Annotated in this window: 17 protein-coding genes; 11 read left to right on the top strand and 6 right to left on the bottom strand. The window is 73.3% G+C overall.

Annotation, left to right across the window (positions count from 1 at the left end; all coding sequences use genetic code 11):
* The first annotated feature begins 58 nt into the window (after nucleotides 1-58).
* Genes M0M48_RS01290 through M0M48_RS01280 form a run of 3 tightly spaced genes read left to right on the top strand, consistent with a single transcriptional unit; the run spans nucleotide 59 to nucleotide 4,222 of the window.
* On the top strand, nucleotides 59-3,328 hold the full coding sequence (locus tag M0M48_RS01290; protein WP_257754085.1) for a DUF6892 domain-containing protein: 3,270 nt from the start codon (nucleotides 59-61) through the stop codon (nucleotides 3,326-3,328).
* Nucleotides 3,328-3,825, top strand: a complete 498-nt coding sequence (locus tag M0M48_RS01285) for a DUF6928 family protein (protein ID WP_257754084.1) — start codon at nucleotides 3,328-3,330, stop codon at nucleotides 3,823-3,825. The genes M0M48_RS01290 and M0M48_RS01285 overlap by 1 nt, the downstream gene beginning before the upstream one ends.
* 10 nt (nucleotides 3,826-3,835) lie before the next feature.
* Nucleotides 3,836-4,222, top strand: a complete 387-nt coding sequence (locus tag M0M48_RS01280; protein WP_257754083.1) for a hypothetical protein — start codon at nucleotides 3,836-3,838, stop codon at nucleotides 4,220-4,222.
* Here the strand turns inward: M0M48_RS01280 and pcrA are convergent.
* Nucleotides 4,219-6,651 (bottom strand): DNA helicase PcrA, encoded by a 2,433-nt coding sequence (pcrA, locus tag M0M48_RS01275; protein ID WP_257754082.1) that lies wholly within the window; start codon nucleotides 6,649-6,651, stop codon nucleotides 4,219-4,221. The genes M0M48_RS01280 and pcrA overlap by 4 nt on opposite strands.
* Before the next feature lie 374 nt (nucleotides 6,652-7,025).
* Between pcrA and M0M48_RS01270 the strand changes: the two genes are divergently transcribed.
* Complete coding sequence (locus M0M48_RS01270; protein ID WP_257754081.1) at nucleotides 7,026-8,078, top strand: type IV toxin-antitoxin system AbiEi family antitoxin domain-containing protein; 1,053 nt, start codon at nucleotides 7,026-7,028, stop codon at nucleotides 8,076-8,078.
* Between the two features lie 139 nt (nucleotides 8,079-8,217).
* Here M0M48_RS01270 and M0M48_RS01265 read toward each other — a convergent pair whose 3' ends face one another.
* From M0M48_RS01265 to M0M48_RS01250, 4 genes are read right to left on the bottom strand one after another with little or no spacing between them, the layout of a single operon-like run.
* A complete protein-coding gene (locus M0M48_RS01265) occupies nucleotides 8,218-8,577 on the bottom strand; it encodes a hypothetical protein (RefSeq protein WP_215816606.1) in 360 nt (119 codons plus the stop codon).
* A 30-nt stretch (nucleotides 8,578-8,607) separates the two neighbouring features.
* A complete protein-coding gene (locus tag M0M48_RS01260; RefSeq protein WP_257754080.1) occupies nucleotides 8,608-9,474 on the bottom strand; it encodes a M15 family metallopeptidase in 867 nt (288 codons plus the stop codon).
* The gene (locus tag M0M48_RS01255) at nucleotides 9,471-10,130 is read right to left on the bottom strand and encodes a LuxR C-terminal-related transcriptional regulator (protein WP_215816608.1); all 660 of its coding nucleotides are present in this window, start codon (nucleotides 10,128-10,130) and stop codon (nucleotides 9,471-9,473) included. Before M0M48_RS01255 ends, M0M48_RS01260 begins: the two co-directional genes overlap by 4 nt.
* Nucleotides 10,123-11,424 carry an ATP-binding protein gene (locus tag M0M48_RS01250; RefSeq protein WP_215816609.1) on the bottom strand — a complete coding sequence of 434 codons (1,302 nt, stop codon included), beginning with the start codon at nucleotides 11,422-11,424 and terminating at the stop codon, nucleotides 10,123-10,125. Before M0M48_RS01250 ends, M0M48_RS01255 begins: the two co-directional genes overlap by 8 nt.
* 144 nt (nucleotides 11,425-11,568) lie before the next feature.
* Here M0M48_RS01250 and M0M48_RS01245 point away from each other — a divergent pair, with 144 nt between their 5' ends.
* Genes M0M48_RS01245 through M0M48_RS01225 form a run of 5 tightly spaced genes read left to right on the top strand, consistent with a single transcriptional unit; the run spans nucleotide 11,569 to nucleotide 15,395 of the window.
* Nucleotides 11,569-12,780: a PspC domain-containing protein gene (locus M0M48_RS01245; protein ID WP_257754079.1), complete on the top strand. Its 1,212-nt coding sequence runs from the start codon at nucleotides 11,569-11,571 to the stop codon at nucleotides 12,778-12,780.
* Nucleotides 12,777-13,172, top strand: coding sequence for a hypothetical protein (locus M0M48_RS01240; protein ID WP_257754078.1), 396 nt, complete (start codon nucleotides 12,777-12,779; stop codon nucleotides 13,170-13,172). The genes M0M48_RS01245 and M0M48_RS01240 overlap by 4 nt, the downstream gene beginning before the upstream one ends.
* Before the next feature lie 36 nt (nucleotides 13,173-13,208).
* Nucleotides 13,209-13,775 carry a YbaK/EbsC family protein gene (locus M0M48_RS01235; RefSeq protein ID WP_257754077.1) on the top strand — a complete coding sequence of 189 codons (567 nt, stop codon included), beginning with the start codon at nucleotides 13,209-13,211 and terminating at the stop codon, nucleotides 13,773-13,775.
* Nucleotides 13,776-13,834: 59 nt separating this feature from the next.
* Nucleotides 13,835-14,380, top strand: coding sequence for a SigE family RNA polymerase sigma factor (locus M0M48_RS01230; RefSeq protein WP_252373730.1), 546 nt, complete (start codon nucleotides 13,835-13,837; stop codon nucleotides 14,378-14,380).
* Entirely contained in the window at nucleotides 14,373-15,395 is a 1,023-nt protein-coding gene (locus M0M48_RS01225) for a hypothetical protein (protein WP_257754076.1), read from the top strand. Before M0M48_RS01230 ends, M0M48_RS01225 begins: the two co-directional genes overlap by 8 nt.
* On the opposite strand, the gene npdG is transcribed toward M0M48_RS01225, so the two are convergent.
* Nucleotides 15,370-16,083: an NADPH-dependent F420 reductase gene (npdG, locus tag M0M48_RS01220; RefSeq protein WP_257754075.1), complete on the bottom strand. Its 714-nt coding sequence runs from the start codon at nucleotides 16,081-16,083 to the stop codon at nucleotides 15,370-15,372. The genes M0M48_RS01225 and npdG overlap by 26 nt on opposite strands.
* A 160-nt stretch (nucleotides 16,084-16,243) precedes the next feature.
* On the opposite strand from npdG, the gene M0M48_RS01215 reads away from it, so the two are divergent.
* The gene (locus M0M48_RS01215) at nucleotides 16,244-17,281 is read left to right on the top strand and encodes an LLM class F420-dependent oxidoreductase (RefSeq protein WP_215816615.1); all 1,038 of its coding nucleotides are present in this window, start codon (nucleotides 16,244-16,246) and stop codon (nucleotides 17,279-17,281) included.
* Complete coding sequence (locus M0M48_RS01210) at nucleotides 17,281-18,429, top strand: acyl-CoA dehydrogenase family protein (RefSeq protein ID WP_257754074.1); 1,149 nt, start codon at nucleotides 17,281-17,283, stop codon at nucleotides 18,427-18,429. The genes M0M48_RS01215 and M0M48_RS01210 overlap by 1 nt, the downstream gene beginning before the upstream one ends.
* Nucleotides 18,430-18,539 lie beyond the last annotated feature (110 nt).

Below are 18,539 nucleotides of genomic sequence, written 5' to 3'. Positions count from 1 at the left end.
GGCCGGTCCGCGGATTCCGTGGTTCGGCCCCCTCCCCGGCGCGGCTAGCCTCGCGAGCGTGACCGCGGACGACGACGACCTGCCGATCTTCCTGCCGCCGTTCGGGCTCGACGAGGTGCCCGGCTTCTGCGACCGCCTCGTCGCCCACCTCCTCGAGCACGAGCCGGAGGACGAGTTCAGCTTCGAGGGCGTCGACGGCGACGCGGCCCAGGGTGTCTGGATCCTGCCGATGGGCGGTTACGACCCGGGCGAGGACCCCACGGACGGCCACGGCGGCTATGCGCAGCGCGCGTCCACCTGGACCGAGGGCGTGCGCCGGGTCCTGCGCGAGGGGTGGGGCGACCCGCAGCGGCGTACACCGCGCCTGGTCGGCGAGGAGCAGGAGCCCGAGGGCATCCTCGACTACCTGATGGTGGCGGTCCGGATGCCCGAGGCCGAGCTGTGGGATCGCGGCGAGCTCTTCTGCGCGCTGATGACCGACTGGGACAGCGAGCCGGGCACGAGCATGCTGCGCCAGATCCTGCTGGTGCTGCCGCGGGAGTACGCGCTGGGCAGCATGAGCGCGCTCGTCGACGAGGACGACACCGTGCACGAGCTCCTCATGCTCGGCGAGCAGCCGCTCGAGCTGCGGCGGCGGGCCTGGCTGATGAGCGCGATGTTCGACGAGGGGGAGGTCCGGCTGCGCGACACCCCGGTCGCGGCGTCGCGGTTCGGCCTGCAGGCGCGCAACGGGACGACGACCGTCTGGATCTTCACCGACGACGGGCGGGCGCTGCTCCTCCTCCAGGACCCGAGCTGCGCGTTCGCCACGGACGCCCCGGCCCAGTTCCTCGAGGACCACGCCGAGCTCGCCGGCGAGGGCCCCGAGGGCCGCGAGACCGCGCTGGCCGAGGCGCTGGAGACGCTCGTGGCGCGCCTGCTCGGCGGCGTACCGGACGACCTGCGGGACCTGGTCGCGGCCCGGGGCGAGAACGCCCGGGGCGAGGTGGCCGAGCAGCTCCTGGAGCTCCGGGTCCTCGGCGGGCGGCCGGTGCCGCTGATCTCCGGGGTCGCGTGGTTCGACGGCGCGCACTGGCACGTGCCGGGCAGCCTCACCGAGGTGGGGCACCAGAACGGCTTCGGCATGGACGACTTCGGGTTCAGCACGGCGCTGCGCCGGCCGTACCGGCTGGGCTCGGCGTTCTCGCTCGACGACTTCGCCGACCCGGGCACGAGTCGCCGGGAGCAGGTCGAGCAGGTCTTCGCCGCCTGTCCGTACGACGAGCAGCCCCGGCCCGGCGACGACGCCCGGCTCGGTTACGGCATCCCGCGCAACGCGGGGCTCGACGAGCTCGTCGACCAGGTCGAGCGGGCGAGCGCGGCGTGGTGGGAGCAGAACCCGGCCACCGTCGCCTGGGGCGATCGCACCTTCTCGGTCGGCGGTCGCGAGCTCAGCGGCCGCGGGGACGCGCGGACGCTGTCGGCGATCATCGCGACGAGCGAGCCGTGGACGGCCGACGCGCTCGAGGGCTGGTCCCAGCGGCTGATCGAGACGATGAGCGCACGCTGGGGCCCGGCGTCCGAGATGACCGTCCACGACCCGGACACCGGCGTGGTGCGCCGCAGCCCGGTGACCCGCGAGATGCGCGCCACGGGCCTGCCCACCGCGCCCCTGTGGTGGGTCGAGGGGAACGCGGTGCTCCTGCTGGCCGGTGTCCCTGACCCGAAGGCGGACTTCGGCACCCAACCGGTGGTGATCGTGCTGCTCGCGCGCGCCGATGCGGTGCTCGACGTCCTGCACGGCACCCGCCGGTGGGAGCTGCGCCACCGAACGCGGGTGATCAGCGAGCTCGCGGCGATCGCCGCCGTGGCACCCGACTCCGTGGAGCCGGTGCCGGCGCCGAGCGCCGTGCACCCGCTCGCCTGGGACGGCCCGCCGCTGGAGGGACTGGACCTCGTGCCCGACGCGGTGCGCGGGCGGCTGCGCGCCGGCGACCACTGGTGGGTCTGGCACTTCACCCACGACGGGCGCGGCCTGCTCCTGTCCTACCCCGTGGACGGCTCGCTCACGACGGGCTTCGCCGACCAGGCCGAGCTGTTCGCCGGCGTACCGGACGACCTGCTCTCGCTCGTCGCCGGGCGCGACCCGGCCGGGCTGTACGAGGTGGTGGCCGGCGAGGTGGACGGCGCGGCCACCACGCTGCCGGTGGTGCACGCGGTCCTGTGGTGCGACGACCTCGACTGGCGGGCCTCCGAGGGCATGCTGCGCCGGACCCGCGCCGCGCTGCTCACCGAGGACGCCCCGAGCCCGCTGGCGATCCTCCATTCCGAGGCGATCGGCGTACCGCAGCTCCAGTGGGTCGTCCGGGCCGGCGAGCCCGAGCGGCGTACGGCCGACGAGCTGGCCGACGTGCGCTACGCGAGCCACGTCCTCGAGCGCCCGGTCGACCCCGCCGAGGCACAGCGGGCCATCGCCGCCCTCGACACCTGCCACCGCCGGGCGCTGACCGGCTCGCTCAACGAGCTGCTCGACGTGATCGTGGACTCACCGGGCGGCCGGTACCTGCTCGACGCGGCGCTCAGCAACCCGGTGCCGCGCCACCGCCGCGAGATCGCCGGCTGGCTGCTCCAGCAGCGGCTCGACGCGTCGGTCCAGCTCTCGTTCCTCACCCCCGTCAACGTGCTCCTCGAGAACCCGACCCTCGACGGCGACGACGCGCCCCTGCTGCACCGGCTGCTCCTGGCCGGCGCGACACCGGGCCCGGGCCTGACCGGCAGCGTCTCCGGGGTCGATCCGTTCGACCAGCTGGCCCGCCGTGGCCTGGACCCGGCCGATCGCGAGCCGCTGGAGGCCGTGCTCCGCGCGGCGTACCGCGGCGACGCCCGGGACGCGGTCGAGCCGGTCGAGCCGGTCGAGGCGTCCGGCACTCCCCTGGTGTTCACCGACCTCAACCTCAAGCTCGCCGTGATCGACGAGCTGATGTACCAGCAGGGGATCCTCGAGCCGCGGTTCTCCCTCACCGCGTTCGTGCAGTCGTACGCCGACCGCTCCATCGACCTCGCCACCGAGGGCACGGCACCGATCCCGGAGGTCCTGGCCTGGTTCGCGCAGCTCCCGATCGACGCGGCACTGGCCGCGCAGGTGCGCGACCTCGTGGTGGACGCGGGCAACGAGATCTACCAGGAGATCGCACCCCACTGGGACGGCGAGGACGACGCCTTCGACATCGGCTCCTGGGACGACCTCGACCTGCTCCCCCACCTCCAGAGCATCGACTTCATCTCCCTCACGCCCGACGCCGCGACGCTCCGGTCACTGCGCGAGCGCGGCCTGGAGATCGACGACTGATGGCCGGCGCACCGAGCTCGGCGAGCGGCACCGTCGACCTCACCCGTGCCGCGCCGGCCGCCGCGGCCGACGAGGTCGCGCCGCGCGAGCGCCCGGCGATCGGCGTGTTCGACGACGGCATCCTCATCGCCACCCGCGACGCCCACCTCTACGACCCCGCGATCCTGCACCGGCGCTACCACCGGTTCACCGAGTGGCCCGATCTCCGGCTGCTGACGGCGCTGTCCGCGAACGACATGTTCGCCTACGGGCGCTGGACGCGCGCCGCCCTCACCCGGCGGTTCTCGGTCAACGCCACGGCCGGGGTCTGGCTCGACGACGGTACGCCGGACGCGTTCGAGGGCAGGCGCCCGATCTCCGCGGACCGGTGGCTCGACCTGTGCAACGGCGCGCTCGCCACGATCCTCCGGCTCTCCGGGGACCTGGGCCCGGCGCTGCCGGACGCCGTCGCCTGGGAGGGCGTGGAGCTCCACGTCTTCGAGCGGGCAGATCGCTAGGCGGCCGCAGATGACGAAGCGCACAGGCCACGACCAGGCCGAGCAGCCGCTGGAGTTCCTCGTGGTGGCCCGCACCGGTCCCGGCCCGTACCCGCACCCGGTCGAGGTCGCCCTGCACCCGGACGGGGCCGCGTCCCGGGTCTCCTTCTCCATCGGTCCGCACGCGGCCAACGCCGGCGGTCAGGTGCCGCTGACCGACGTGCTCGACGACGACCGCACCGGCCTCGACCCGCGGTTCGCGACCGAGTTCGACGCGGCCGACCTGCACTGGCTGGTGCCCTACCTGGTCCGGCTGCACGCCGGCGAGGACACGACCGACGAGATCATCACGGCCTACCGCGAGCGGCACGGCAAGACGCCGCGCAGCCTGCTCCAGGTGCGGTTCGGGGAGTCCTAGAGCTTCTCGACCGGCGCGTACCGCAGCAGCAGCCGCTTCACCCCGTCCGACCCGAAGTCGATCGACGCGACCGACTTCTCCGCGGCGCCCTCGACCGACACCACGGTGCCGAGGCCGAAGGAGTCGTGGGTGACCTTGTCGCCGGGGGCGAGGACGGGGATGGGGCGCGAGGGCTTGGACTTGGCAGCGGCGTCGGCGCGGGCGGCCGCCGAGCTGAAGTTGCGGCGGCCGGCGGCGGTGGGGGCGCCGAGGCGCTGGCCGCCGCCCTGGTCGCCGCCACCCGACCCGTACCCGTCGTACGACGGCCGCGACCACCGGGTCTGGTCGGCCTCGGTACGGCGCCAGTCGACGAGGTCGATGGGCAGCTCGTTGAGGAAGCGGGAGCCGGGGTTGTGGGCCGGCGCGCCCCAGGCGGAGCGGACGACGGCGCGCGAGATGTAGAGGCGCTGGCGGGCGCGGGTGATGCCGACGTACGCCAGGCGGCGCTCCTCCTCGAGCTCGGGGCGGTCGCCGAGGGCCCGGGAGTGGGGGAAGACGCCGTCCTCCATGCCGGTGAGGAAGACGACCGGGAACTCCAGGCCCTTGGCCGTGTGGAGGGTCATCAGGGTGACCACGCCCTGGTCCGGCGGGGCGTCGGGGTCGTCCTCGGGGGCGTCGGGGATCTGGTCGGAGTCGGCGACGAGGGCGACCCGCTCGAGGAAGTCGGCCAGGCCGGGCTCGACGGTGCCGGCGTCGACGTCGGCGGGGTCGGCGGAGGGACCGGCGACGGGGTCCTCGGCGAACTCGCGGGCCACGGCGACGAGCTCGCCGAGGTTCTCGACGCGGGTGGCGTCCTGGGGATCGTCGGAACCCTCGAGGCTGGCGAGGTAGCCGGAGCGGTCGAGGACGGTCTCCAGGATGACGTCGGGGCGCTCCCCCGCGGCGACCATCTGCTGGAGGTCCTGCACGAGGCTGACGAAGCCCTCGATGTTGGTCTGGCTGCGGGTGGCCAGGCCGGGGGCCTCGCCGGCGCGCTGCAGCGCCTCCCAGAAGGTCAGTCGGTCGCGCTCGGCGAACATCGTGATCGCGAGGACCGCGCGGTCGCCGATGCCGCGCTTGGGGGTGTTGAGGATGCGGCGCAGCGAGACCTGGTCGTCGGGGTTGACCAGCATCCGCAGGTACGCCAGGGCGTCGCGGATCTCGCGGCGCTCGTAGAACCGCACGCCGCCCACGACCTTGTAGGGCAGCCCGGTGCGGATGAAGATCTCCTCGAACACGCGCGACTGCGCGTTGGTCCGGTAGAAGACCGCGACGTCGGAGGGCTTGACCCCCTTGTCGGTCAGCTCGTCGATCTCGGTCGAGACGAACCGGGCCTCGTCGTGCTCGGTGTCGGCGACGTAGCCGACGATCTTGTCGCCGTCGCCCGCGTCGGACCACAGCCGCTTGGGCTTGCGGCTCTCGTTGCGCTCGATCACCGCGTTGGCGGCGGTGAGGATCGTCTGGGTGGAGCGGTAGTTCTGCTCCAGCAGGATCGTGCGCGCGTCGGGGAAGTCCTTCTCGAAGTCCATGATGTTGCGGATGTCGGCGCCCCGGAAGGCGTAGATCGACTGGTCCGCGTCACCGACCACCATCAGCTCGGCCGGCGGCACCCGGTCGGCGGGCAGGCCGTCGAGGGTGGTCTCGTCGTGCTCCTCGAGCTGCTGGCCGCAGAGCTGGTGGATCAGGGAGTACTGCGCGTGGTTGGTGTCCTGGTACTCGTCGACCAGCACGTGCCGGAACCGGCGCCGGTAGGTCTCGCGGATCTCGGGCTTGAGCTGGAAGAGCCGCACCGTCTCCATGATGAGGTCGTCGAAGTCGAAGGCGTTGGCCTCGCGCAGCCGCCGCTGGTAGGCCTTGTACGCCGTCGCATAAGCCTCGTCGACGGAGTTGCGGACCTCGGCGGCGACCTCGTCCGGATCGCGCAGCTCGTTCTTGTGGTTGCTGATCCAGTGCAGGATCGGGCCCGGCTGGAAGCGCCGCGGGTCGAGCTCGAGGTCGCTGCAGACGAGCTGGATGAGCCGCTTCTGGTCCTGGGCGTCGTAGATGGAGAAGTTCGACTTCACCCGCTCGTAGCCGAGGTGCTCGACCTCCTTGCGCAGGATCCGCACGCACGCCGAGTGGAAGGTGCTCACCCACATCAGCCGGGCGCGGTTGCCGACGAGCTCGGAGACGCGCTCCTTCATCTCGGCCGCGGCCTTGTTGGTGAAGGTGATCGCCAGGATCGAGCCCGGGTGGGCCTTGCGGACCGCGATGGTCCACGCGATCCGGCGGGTCAGCACCCGGGTCTTGCCCGAGCCGGCGCCGGCGACGACGAGCAGGGGCACGCCCTCGTGCTTCACCGCCTCGCGCTGAGGGTCGTTGAGGCCCTCGAGGAGCTGGTCTGCGGTGAGGGCCGGAGGCGTCGTAGTCATGCTCCGACCAGCCTACGGCGTCCCGCCGACGCCGTACGGCCCGGCTCGTCGGCACGCCCGGCTCGGCCTCGTGGCCGCCGCGGCGGGGTAACACGCTGTCCACCGAGGTTCGCGCCGGATGTCGTTGCTTCCACGCCGTTGCAGCGGCGTGGAAGGGACAACAAGCGGCGCGTACTCCGGTGGACAGCGTGTTACCCGCCCACCGCGCGGCGCCGGCGGGGATGCACCGGCGGGGATGCGCCGCCGGGATGCGCCGCCGCCGCGTATGCGGATGCGACACGAAGCATCCACACCCCGCGCTCTCCACAGCGCTCATCAACAGGCCCGGCGCACCCGTGCGGCGTCAACGCAGGCGGCCCGCACACTCGATGCCCGTGAACGCACAGACCATCGGGCACATGAGCGCCCAGTGGGGCCTGATCACGCGCCAGCAGGCGATCTGCTCCGGGATGTCCCGGGACGAGATCGACCGGCTGGCCCGGTCCCGGCGGTGGACGGCGGTCAGGCGCGGCGTCTATGCGGAGTCGGCCTACGTCGCGCTCCTCACGAGCCATGCGCAACGACGGCTGCTCGCCGACCGCGCGGCGAGCCTCCGGGTCAGCGCGCCCCACGTGCTGAGTCATCACTCGGCTGCCTACCTGCTGGATCTCGGGGTGCTCCACGAGGCGCGGCCGTTCACGCACCTCACCCGCCCCGGCGTCGTCGGCTCGCACCTCAGGCACGGCGTCAAGCACCACCTGGCGCCGTACCGCGCCGAGGACGTCACCACGGCGCAGGGGGTGTCCTTGCTCGGTCCAGCACGGACGGCGCTCGACATCGCGCGCGAGCAGGGCTACCGCTCGGGTCTCGTGGCGGCCGACTCGGCGCTGCGCGAAGGCGCCACCCGGGCCGACCTCGAGAGCGCCCTCGGGGTCATGACCTTCTGGCCGTACTCGACCGTCGCCCGCGCCGTCACCCACTCGGCTTCGGCATCGAGCGACTCGGTCGCGGAGACACTCGGACGAGACCTCGTGAGCGAGCTCGGGTTCGGCGTCCCTCAGCAGCAGTTCGGGCTGACCGCCGGGGGCCGTACGGCCTGGTGCGACCTCCGGCTGGGGCGCCACTTCTTCGAGGTCGACGGCAAGGCCAAGCTGATCCCGGTGGGCGAGGGCGGTCTGGCATCCCGGTCGCCCGCCGACGTCCTCTGGGACGAGAAGCTGCGCCAGGACTTCGTGACCGGCTTCAAGACCGGCGTGTCCCGGCTGACCTGGGCGGACTTCTTCGGCAGCGCCCGCACCCGCGCGATCGAGCGGTGCCGACGCGAGTACCTCGACACGTGCGCCCGCTTCGGGACGGACGTCTCGGACCTGGCGCAGTACCGTCCGCGCGGTCGTCGTCCTCGCCCTACCGCGCGGCACGCGCCCCTGATGCCGGTGTGGGTGCCGTGAGCGCCGGCCACGGTCATGTAACACGCTGTCCACCGCGCTGGCCGCCACTTGTCGTCGCTACCACGCCGTTACATACGCGGTTTTGCGACGACAACCGCTGCCCAGCGCGGTGGACAGCGTGTTACAGCGCCGGAGCGCGTCAGCTGTGGACGGGCGACCAGAGGACGGCGACGCAGACGTCGGCCACGGCGAGCACGAGCAGCCCGGCCCACAGGCCGTTGGGGATCTTGGCCTTGCGCATGTTGGCCATCACCAGGACCAGCAGGATCAGGCCGATGACGAGCTTGACCGCGATCTTGGCGTGGTTGACGGTGACCCCGTCGGTGCCCTCGAGGACGCCGACGAGCAGCAGGCCGGCCAGGAAGGCCGTGCCGACGCCGTCGCGCATCACGCCGGTGACCTTCTTGTCACCGGGCCCGGCCTGCGCCAGCAGCCCACCGATCAGCGCGGCGAAGCCGAGGATGTGGAGGATGAGCAGGATCAGGCGCAGGGTCTCCATGGGCGCACCCTATCCAGTCGGGGCCCCCGCTCAGCGACCGGTCGCGGTGAAGTGCTGGTAGTCCTTCAGCGAGCTCCACGAACCGCCCCAGCTCCACCCGATCCGGGCGAACTCGCGCACCACCAGGTCGCCGGCGTGGATGATGCCCGGCTGGGTCCGGCTCCGGTCGAGGTACGCCGACGCGCGCTCGGGCAGCACGACGTCCCCCTGGTGGTAGGGGTTGAGGAACGGGTTCAGGTCGAGCGCCAGGCCGTAGGCGTGCGCCGACCAGGACGTCGCCCCGCGGGTCGCCCGGCAGACCAGCGCCGCGGTGTCGTTGCCGTCGCCGGTCGGCGGCGCCTCGACGTCGGCGGTCGTGGGCAGCCGCATCTCCTCGATCGGGTAGTCCGCCGCGAACAGCGCCCGGAACACCGAGACCACCGGGGCGGCCTGGTCCGCGGCCAGCACCAGCTCGCCGGTGTGCGCCGCGCCGTCGAAGCCCCGGAACGAGACGGTGACGTAGGCCAGGTCGTCGAGCCCGACCGGGCAGGCGGGCGACCAGGTCTCGCCCATGCGCTGCCGGATGGCCGGCGTGACCGGTCCGATCGAGGAGTGGAAGCGGCCGTCGGCCGGCGGCGGGAGCAGGTCTGTGGTCGGGTAGCGCCGGTGCCGCAGCGGCTTCGGGGTGGGCCGGATCTCGCCGAAGCCCTGGGCCGTGCGAGGCAGGACGTGGACGCCCAGCTCCCAGTCGGAGTACGCCGGCGCAGCCGGCCCGGTGGGCGTGGGGGCAGGCGTGGGGGCAGGCGTGGGGGTGGGCGTCGCGCTGGGCGGCGGAGCGGGAGCGGGGGCCGGCGCGGGGGTCTCGGCGCACGCGCCGAGCAGCAGGACCGCGACGAGGAGCGCGGCCCGCCGCCTCACAGCAGCCGCCGGTCCGAGGCCCATCGGGTCAGCTCGTGGCGCGAGGAGAGCTGGAGCTTGCGCAGCACCGACGACATGTGGGTCTCGACGGTCTTGATGGAGATGAAGAGCTCCTTGGCGACCTCCTTGTAGGAGTAACCGCGGGCGATGAGCCGCATCACCTCGCGCTCGCGCTCGGTGAGCCGGTCGAGGTCCTCATCGACGCTGGCCAGGTCGGCGGAGATCCCGGCGCCGGCGAAGGCGTCGAGGACGAAGCCGGCCAGGCGCGGGGAGAACACGGCGTCCCCGTCGGAGACCCGGGCGATCGCGTCGACCAGCTCGGGGCCGGTGATGGTCTTGGTGACGTAGCCGCGGGCGCCGCCGCGGATGGTGCCGATGACGTCCTCGGCGGCGTCGGAGACCGACAGCGCGAGGAAGCGCACCTCGGAGTCGTTGACCCGGCGGATCACCTCGACGCCACCGCCTCCGGGCAGGTGCACGTCGAGCAGGACGACGTCCGGGCGGTGCGTGGTGACCGCGGCGACGGCCTCGTCGACGTCGGCGGCCTCGGCCACGACCTCGACCCGGCCCGCGCCGGTCGACCCGAGCTCGGCGCTGACGCCGCGGCGGAACATGGCGTGGTCGTCGACGACGACGACGCGCACCGGCTCACTCATTGCTCTCCTTGGGGGTGTGGTCGAGGTGCAGGCGCACCTCGGTGCCCTCGCCGGGCGCGGAGCGGATCTCGGCGCGGCCGCCGTGGCGCTCCATGCGGTCGATGATGCTGCGCCGTACGCCGAGCCGGTCCTCCGGGGTCGCCTCCGGGTCGAAGCCGGCGCCGCGGTCGCGGACGAAGACGTCGATCCCGGCGGGCGTGATCTCGGCGTAGACGTCGACCCGCGGGACGCCGGCGTGCTTGGCGGCGTTGGTGGTCGCCTCGCGGGCGGCCTGGACGATCGGGCGGGCGTGCTCGCTGAAGTCGCAGTCGCCGACCGCGACGACGTCGACGGTGATGCCGTAGGCGTCCTCGATCTCGGCGGCGGCGGCGCGCAGCGCGCTGGCGACGCTGGTCTCGTCGATCGACTCCCCGGCGTAGAGCCAGGCGCGCAGGTCGCGCTCCTGGGCGCGGGCCAGGCGGGCGGCGTCGGCGGGGTTCTTCTGGATCAGGGCGAGGGTCTGGAGCACCGAGTCGTGCAGGTGGGCGGCGACGTCGGCGCGCTCCTGGGTGCGGACCCGCTCCTCGCGCTCGGTGCTCAGGTCGGCCATCAGCCGGTAGACGAACGGGCCGAGGACGATCACCAGGCCGACCAGGCCCAGCAGGACGGCGAGGGTCGCGTCGCGGGCCACGGCGAGCGAGGCGTCGCGGAGCACGAAGAGCACGAGCGCGACCACGACCAGACCGACGCCGGCCGCGATCCGGGCCCAGGCGGCCCAACCGCCGCCTCCGACGACCACCCGGGCCGGGTCGATCCGGCCGGTCGCGTCGAGCCAGCGCTCGCGCTGGGCCTCGTCGGCCTGGCGCCAGAGCAGGGCTACGCCGACGACGGCGATCGCGAGCGGCCAGATCCACCAGCCCGTGCCGAGCACGGCGCCGGTCGCGAAGACCAGGCCGACACCGAGCACGGCGAGCGTGACGACCGGTCCGATGTCGGAGAACCGGCGGCCCCGGCGGCCGGGACGGCGCCCGCCGCGCAGCGCGCTCTCGAGGCCGGGCGCGAGCACCTCGGGCGGGGGGCCGGCGGGCATCAGCACCCACAGGGCGGCGTACGCCATGACGCCGGCGCCGCCCATGAAGGTGGCGACCACGAAGGCGGCCCGCACGAACAGCACCGACACGCCCAGGTGCGCCGCCAGGCCGGCCGCGACACCGCCGATCATCGGCTCGCGCAGGTCGCGCCAGGCGCGGCGGACGTCGCGCGCCGGGGCGGGGGCCGGCACCGGGGGTGCGGGCATGCTGGCAGTGCTGCTCATGATGCCTCCATCGTCACACAGCGGGTGGCGCACCAGCAGGGGGAAGCACCCTGACCCGACCCTGACCCGGCCCCCGGGGTGATGGGCGAGGATCAGGGCGGTCCCCGATGGTGTGGACCGTCCCGAACCACCAGGCTGGAGCACATGAACGCACCGACCGACACCGCATCCGGGCCCACCGGCCCGAACGGCGAGCCCCGCGAACCGCGCGAACCCGGCGACACCGGACCGCGCGTGACCCGCGACGAGGTCCGGGACCTGGCCCGGCTGCGCCGCAGCCGCGACGACCGCAAGGTGGCCGGCGTGGCCGCCGGCGTGGCCCGGCACCTCGACATCGACCCGCTGCTGGTGCGCGTGGCGTTCGTGGTCCTCACGTTCTTCGGTGGCGGCGGCCTCATCCTGTACGCCGTCGGCTGGCTCCTGGTCCCCGAGGAGGGCACCGAGGACACGGTGATCCGCCTCGACGAGGGCGTGCGCACGGCAGCCCTGGTGGTGGCCGGCGTGGTCGCGGTCGCCGCCGTCATCGGCGACACCGTCGGCGGACCGGACTTCCCCTGGCCCCTGATGGCGGCCGGCCTGGTGCTCATCGTGGTGCTCGGCGGGCGCAACGCCGCCAAGTCCGGGCGCACCCACCCCTGGCTGCGCACCGGACCGCCGGTGCCGCCGCCTCCCCCGCCGGCCCCGGGGACGGCCGGCTACCCGGCGACCTACTCGTCGTACCGGCCGACGCCGCCGCCCCCGCCGCGGCGCCCGGCGAACCCCCGCAAGCGCGGCCCGCTGCTCTTCCCCTTCACCTTCGCGCTCACCGCGCTCGCGGTCGGGATCGTCGCCACGATCGACCTGGCCGGCGCGGACGTGCTGCCGTCGGTCTACCCGGCCACCGTGCTCGGCGTCGTCGGCGTGATGCTCCTCGTCGGCGCCTTCTACGGCCGGGCGGGCGGGCTCATCCTGATCGGGCTGGTCGCCGCCGTCGCCACGGCCGCCACCGCCACCGTCGACCGGCTCGAGATGGGCCAGACCAAGCCCGTGCTGACCGAGTCCTCGCAGCTGAAGCCGTCGTACGAGCTCGGGGTCGGCGAGATCGTCATCGACCTGCGCAAGGTCAAGGACCTCGACGCCTTGAACGGCCGCACCCTCGACCTCGACCTGGACGTCGGTCACATCGAGGTGATCGTGCCCAAGGAGGGCCTGACCATCGAGGCCACCGGCGACGTGGACGCCGGCGAGGTGCTCATGTTCGGCAAGAACCAGGGCAACGAGGGCCGCGGCGGCCACCTGACCCGCCCCGACGACCCCACCCTGACCGTGGACGCTCAGCTCAAGCTGGGCCAGATCGAGTTCCGGAGCGCAGCATGAGCATCTTCGACGAGCAGCCGGGCGAGCCCCGGACCGCGCCCGAGCCCGAGCCGACGACCCAGGCGTTCCCCGAGCCCGTCACCGAGCCGATCGCCGCGGAGCCCGCCGCGCCGCGCCGCTCCGGCTGGCACCCGGTCAACACCGGTCACCTGGTGATGGGGGTCGCGTTCGTCGGCCTGGTCGGCGTGTGGGCGCTGGTGGCCAGCGAGACGGTCAAGATCGCCGACACGGGCTGGATCCTCTCGCTGCCCTGGCTCGCCGCCGGTGCGGCCGGCCTGGTCGCCACCGTCCTGCGCGGGCGCCGGCACCCGGACGACCCGGACCCCGGCGGCTACGACGACCACCACTACGACCACCACGGCTACGGCACCCGGGTCCAGGGCTGGCAGTAGCCACGGGCGACGAGCCCGACCGGGCAGGATGGCGCCATGAGCGCCGCACCTCCCGAGCACCCCGAGCTCCCGCAGCTCCCCGGTCTGACCTCGCTGCCCGCCCTGGAGCGACCGGACCTCGTCGCGGCCCCCGTCGCCGCCGCCCTCGCCGCCTGGCCGGGGGCGGCGGCGATCGCCGTGGTCGAGATCGACCCGGACCTGGCCGACACGGCGGCGATGAGCGCCGCCTATGACGTACCGATGGAGGCGGGTGCCAACTGCGTCCTCGTCGCCGGCAAGCGCGAGGGCGAGGAGCGGGTCGCGGCGTGCCTGGTCCGGGCCGACACCCGGGCCGACGTCAACCACACGGTCAAGCGGCTGCTCGACGTGCGCAAGCCGTCGTTCCTGCCGCTGGAGCGGGCGGTCGCCGACTCCGGCATGGAGTACGGCGGGATCACCCCCGTCGGGCTGCCGTCCGGCTGGCGGCTGCTGGTCGACGTGCGGGTCCCGGAGATGGCGCTGGCCGTGATCGGCTCGGGGCTGCGCCGCTCCAAGCTCCTCGTGCCGGGGCACCTGTTCGTGCAGGCCCCCGGGGCCGAAGTCGTCGACGGTCTGGCCGGCTGACCACCGGCTGACAACCTTCCGGCACCCCCACCCGCTTCTGGTGGGTGAGAGGAGTGCCGATGGAGCGAACGGTGGTGGAGGACCCGATGGCCCACGACGCGGTGGTCCGTGCGGACGACGAGGGCGCGTTCGACGCGTTCGTCGTGGCCCGCGGCGACGCGTTGTGGCGCTCGGCGTGGCTGCTGACGACCGATCACCAGCTCGCCGAGGACCTGGTCCAGACGGCGCTGGCGAAGTCCTGGCGGGCCTGGTCCCGGGTGGGGCCCGACGGCTTCGAGGCCTACGTGCGGCGGGTCATGTACACCACCTACGTCTCCTGGTGGCGCCGCAAGTGGCGTGCCGAGCGGCCGACCGAGCACCTGCCCGAGCGGGCCGCGGCGAGCGAGGACCGGGACGCGCGCAACGACCTGGTCTCCGCGCTCGGGCGGCTGCCGCGCGGGCAACGGGCGGTCGTGGTGCTGCGCTACTTCGAGGACCTCACCGAGCAGCAGACCGCCGCCGCGCTCGGGATCGGCGTCGGCACGGTCAAGAGCCAGTGCTCGCGGGCCCTGACGACCCTGCGCTCCTCTCCCCACCTGCGACGAGAGGAGCCCGGCGATGAATGACGAGACCGAGCAGGACCGGCTGCGCGACGGGCTGGCCGAGGCCGTGCCCTCCCCGCCTCCGGCACCCGGACGAGCGGACGGCGCCCGGCGGATCGCCCGCCGCGCCCGGCGCACGACCGTCCTCGTCGCGGGCGGCAGCGCCGCGGCCGTGCTGGCGGTGGCCGGTGTGGTCGCCGTGGTGAACGGCGGGTCCGGTCCCGACCGCGGCGCGGACCGCGTGGCGGCCTCGCCGCTGGACGCCCCCGCCTGCCCGGCCCAGCCCGTCGACGCCCGGACCCAGGACGGGCCCGGCGAGGTCCCCGACGGCGCCACCTCGGTCCGCCTCTGCCCCGGCAGCGGTACGCCGGTCGCGGTCCCCCGCGACGCCCTCGTCACCGACGTCGACGACCTGGCCGCGACGATCAACGGACTCGCTGAGCAGCCGGCCGACGCCGCGTGCACGCTCGAGCTCGGGCCCGGCTTCCAGCTCGCGTTCGCCTACCCGGACGGGTCGACCGTGGTCGCCGACGCGGGGCTCTACGGCTGCCGCGAGGTCGCCGTCGGCGGCATCGTGCGGGTCGGCTCGCAGGAGGTGTGGGACCGGTTCGGCACCCTGCTGCGGGCCCAGCGCGAGCGGCTGGCTCCCCCGTCCGCCCCCGACCCGGCCGCGCTCACCTGCGTCGACAAGACGCCCGACCAGCGGTCCGGCCCGGGCGTCGCCCGGGCCGAGGACCTCGCCGTCGCGGTGCTCTGCGTCGGCACCGGCCGGGCCGCGATCCCGGCCGACGACCTCGCCGTGCTCCGCACCGACATGGCCGCCTTCACGGGCGCCCCGCCCGACGTCTACCGCGGCTGCCCGCCGCCGCACGTCCGGATCGTCGGTCTCAGCGCCTGGGACGACCCGATCGAGATCACGGCCGAGTGCGCCAGCGGCCCCTACCTGGTCGACCCGATGACCGGATCGGTGTGGCAGCCGGGCAAGGCTGCCGCACCGATCGTGGACCGACTGGTCAGTGAGGCGCGTCGAGGCCGGTGACCCGGATGCCGGAGTGCGTCTTGTACTTGCGGTTGATCGAGATCAGGACCGCGGTGAACGGCTCCAGCACCCGCGCCAGGCGGAGCTTGCCGCCGTCGATGCCGGGGCGGCCGGTGACCGAGGCGGCCAGGTCGATCGCGACCTGCTTGCCCTCGACGGAGTCGCCGACGACGATGACGTCCTCGTCGAGGAAGTCCTCGGCGCCCCACAGGGCGGGGGCGGCGACGTTGTGGAAGGCGCCGACCACGGTGGCCTCGGGCGCGATCCGGGCCGCGGACTCCGCGGCGGAGCCCTCGCCGGCGTCGATGACCTGACCGTGCGCGCCGCGCTTGTCGAAGGCCAGCGGGTTGACGCACGAGATGACGGTCTTGCCCGCGAGCGCTTCGGCCAGGGAGGTGACGAGGTCGTCGTGGCCTTCGTAGGGCACCGCGAGGAGGACGACGTCGGCGGCGGCGATGGCGTCGGCGTTGGCCGCGCCGCGGGCGGTCCCGGCACCGGGCAGGCCGGTGAGCCGCTCGTTGACCTCAGCGGCGACGGTCTCGGCCTTCTCGGCGGCCCGGGAGCCGAGCACGATGTCGTGGCCGTGGCGGGCGAAGCGGTAGCCCAGGCCCTTGCCCTGCGGGCCGGTCCCGCCGATCACGGCGACGGTGTAGCGGGGGGTCTCGGCAGAAGAGTTCTCGGAAGTCACGTGTCTCCTCCTATCACGTCGCGAACGGCGCGTCCTGTCGTCGTCTCATCGACAGCAACCGTTGCATCGTGACAGTGTTACTGTCACAGTTGTGCCGCCGGGCGGGGACCCCTCGCGCCCGGGACCGTCACCGTCGGCCGTACGGCCAGAAGGGACCTCCATGAAGCTCTCGATGCCCCTCGTCTATGCGGGCAACCCGCGCGAGTCGGCCGACCAGGTCGTCGCCCTCGAGAAGGCCGGGCTCGACACCATCTGGGTGGCCGAGCCCTACGGCTTCGACGCGCCGACCCTGATGGGCTACCTGGCCGCCAAGACCGACACGGTCGAGATCGGCGCCGGCATCCTCAACGTATTCTCCCGTACGCCGGGCGCCCTGCTGCAGACCGCGGCCGGCCTCGACAACGTCTCCGGCGGCCGCGCGGTGCTCGGCCTCGGCGCCTCCGGCCCCCAGGTCATCGAGGGCTTCCACGGCCTCCCGTACGACCGCCCGCTGACCCGCACCCGCGAGGTCATCGAGGTGCTGCGGATGGGCCTGCGCGGCGAGCGCCTCGACTACCAGGGCAAGACCGTCCAGGTCCCGCTCCCCGAGGGCCAGGGCCTCGGCCTGGGCAAGCCGCTCAAGCTGCTCAACCGCCCCGAGCGCGCCGACCTGCCGCTGTGGGTGGCCGCGCTGGGCGACAAGAACGTCGCGATGACCGCCGAGGTCGCCGACGGCTGGCTGCCCTTCCTCTACTACCCCGAGAAGGCCCAGGAGGTCTGGGGCGCGTCCCTGGCCCGCGGCGCCGCGAAGCGCTCGGCCGAGCTCGGCCCGCTGCAGATCTCCGCGGGCGGCATGGTCGCCATCGGCGAGGGCCCCGAGACCAAGGCGCTGCTCGACTTCATGCGCCCCCTCTACGCCCTCTACGTGGGCGGCATGGGCGCGCGTGACAAGAACTTCTACAACCAGCTGGCCTGCGAGTACGGCTTCGAGAAGGAGGCGAAGGAGATCCAGGACCTCTACCTCTCGGGCAAGAAGAAGGAGGCCGAGGCCCTCGTCCCGCTCGAGTGGCTGGAGGCCGGCAACCTGGTCGGCCCCGCGTCGTACGTCCAGGAGCGGATCGCCGCCTTCAAGGAGTCCGGCGTCACGAACCTGTCCGTCTCCCCCGCGAGCGACGACCCCGCCGCGACCATCGCACAGATCAAGGAGTGGGTGAGCTGATGCCCGAGCGTCCCAGCATTCTCGAGACCGAGCACGAGGACTTCCGCGCGACCGCGCGCACGTTCCTCGAGCGCGAGGTCGTGCCGCACCACGAGCAGTGGGAGAAGGACGGCATGGTCGACCGCGAGGTCTGGCGCAAGGCCGGCCAGGCGGGTCTTCTCGGCTTCGACGTCCCCGAGGTCCACGACGGCCCCGGCATCAAGGACTTCCGCTACAACATGGTCCTCACCGAGGAGATCACCCGGGTCGGCGCGAGCGGCCTCGGCTTCGCCCTGCACAACGACATCACGGTGCCCTACCTCGTCGCCCTCGCGAACGACGAGCAGCAGGCCCGCTGGCTGCCCGGCACCGTCTCGGGCGACATCGTCACCGCCATCGCGATGACCGAGCCCGGCGCCGGCTCCGACCTCCAGGGCATCCGGACCACCGCCGTCGACAAGGGCGACCACTACGTCCTCAACGGCTCCAAGACGTTCATCACCAACGGCATCCACGCCGACCTGGTGATCGTCGTGGCCCGGACCAACCCCGACGCCGGTGCCCACGGCATCAGCCTCCTGGTCGTCGAGGAGGGCATGGCCGGGTTCACCCGCGGCCGCAACCTCGACAAGCTCGGCCTCAAGGCGCAGGACACCGCGGAGCTCAGCTTCGACAACGTCATGGTCCCCAAGGCGAACCTGCTGGGCGAGGAGGGTCAGGGCTTCGTCTACCTGATGCAGAACCTCCCCCAGGAGCGGGTCTCCATCGCGACGATCGCGATCGCGGCCATCGAGGCCGTGCTCGACATGACGCTCGACTACGTCAAGAGCCGCGAGGCGTTCGGCAAGCCGATCGGCAAGTTCCAGAACACCCGCTTCGTCCTGGCCGAGATGGCGACCGAGGCCTACATCGCCCGCACGTTCGTGAACCACTGCGTCGAGCTGCTCAACGCCGGCCAGGTCGACACCTCGCTCGCCTCGATGGCGAAGTGGTGGACCACCGAGCTGCAGAAGAAGATCGTCGACCAGGGCCTGCAGATGCACGGCGGCTACGGCTACATGATGGAGTACCCCATCGCCAAGGCCTATGCGGACACCCGCATCCAGACGATCTACGGCGGCACCACCGAGATCCAGAAGGAGATCATCGGCCGGTTCCTCGGCCTCTGAATTTCCCCAAGACTGAGCCTGCTCGACGGCCCCGGGATGTCACATCCTGGGGCCGTCGCGTGTCTTCTGGACGGCGGGCGCTCGCGCGCAGGGTGAAGAGTTCCCGCGCA

This window comes from Pimelobacter simplex, assembly GCF_024662235.1.
In the GTDB taxonomy this organism is placed as follows: Bacteria; Actinomycetota; Actinomycetes; order Propionibacteriales; family Nocardioidaceae; genus Nocardioides.
This window is presented reverse-complemented; position numbering and strand designations above follow the sequence as displayed.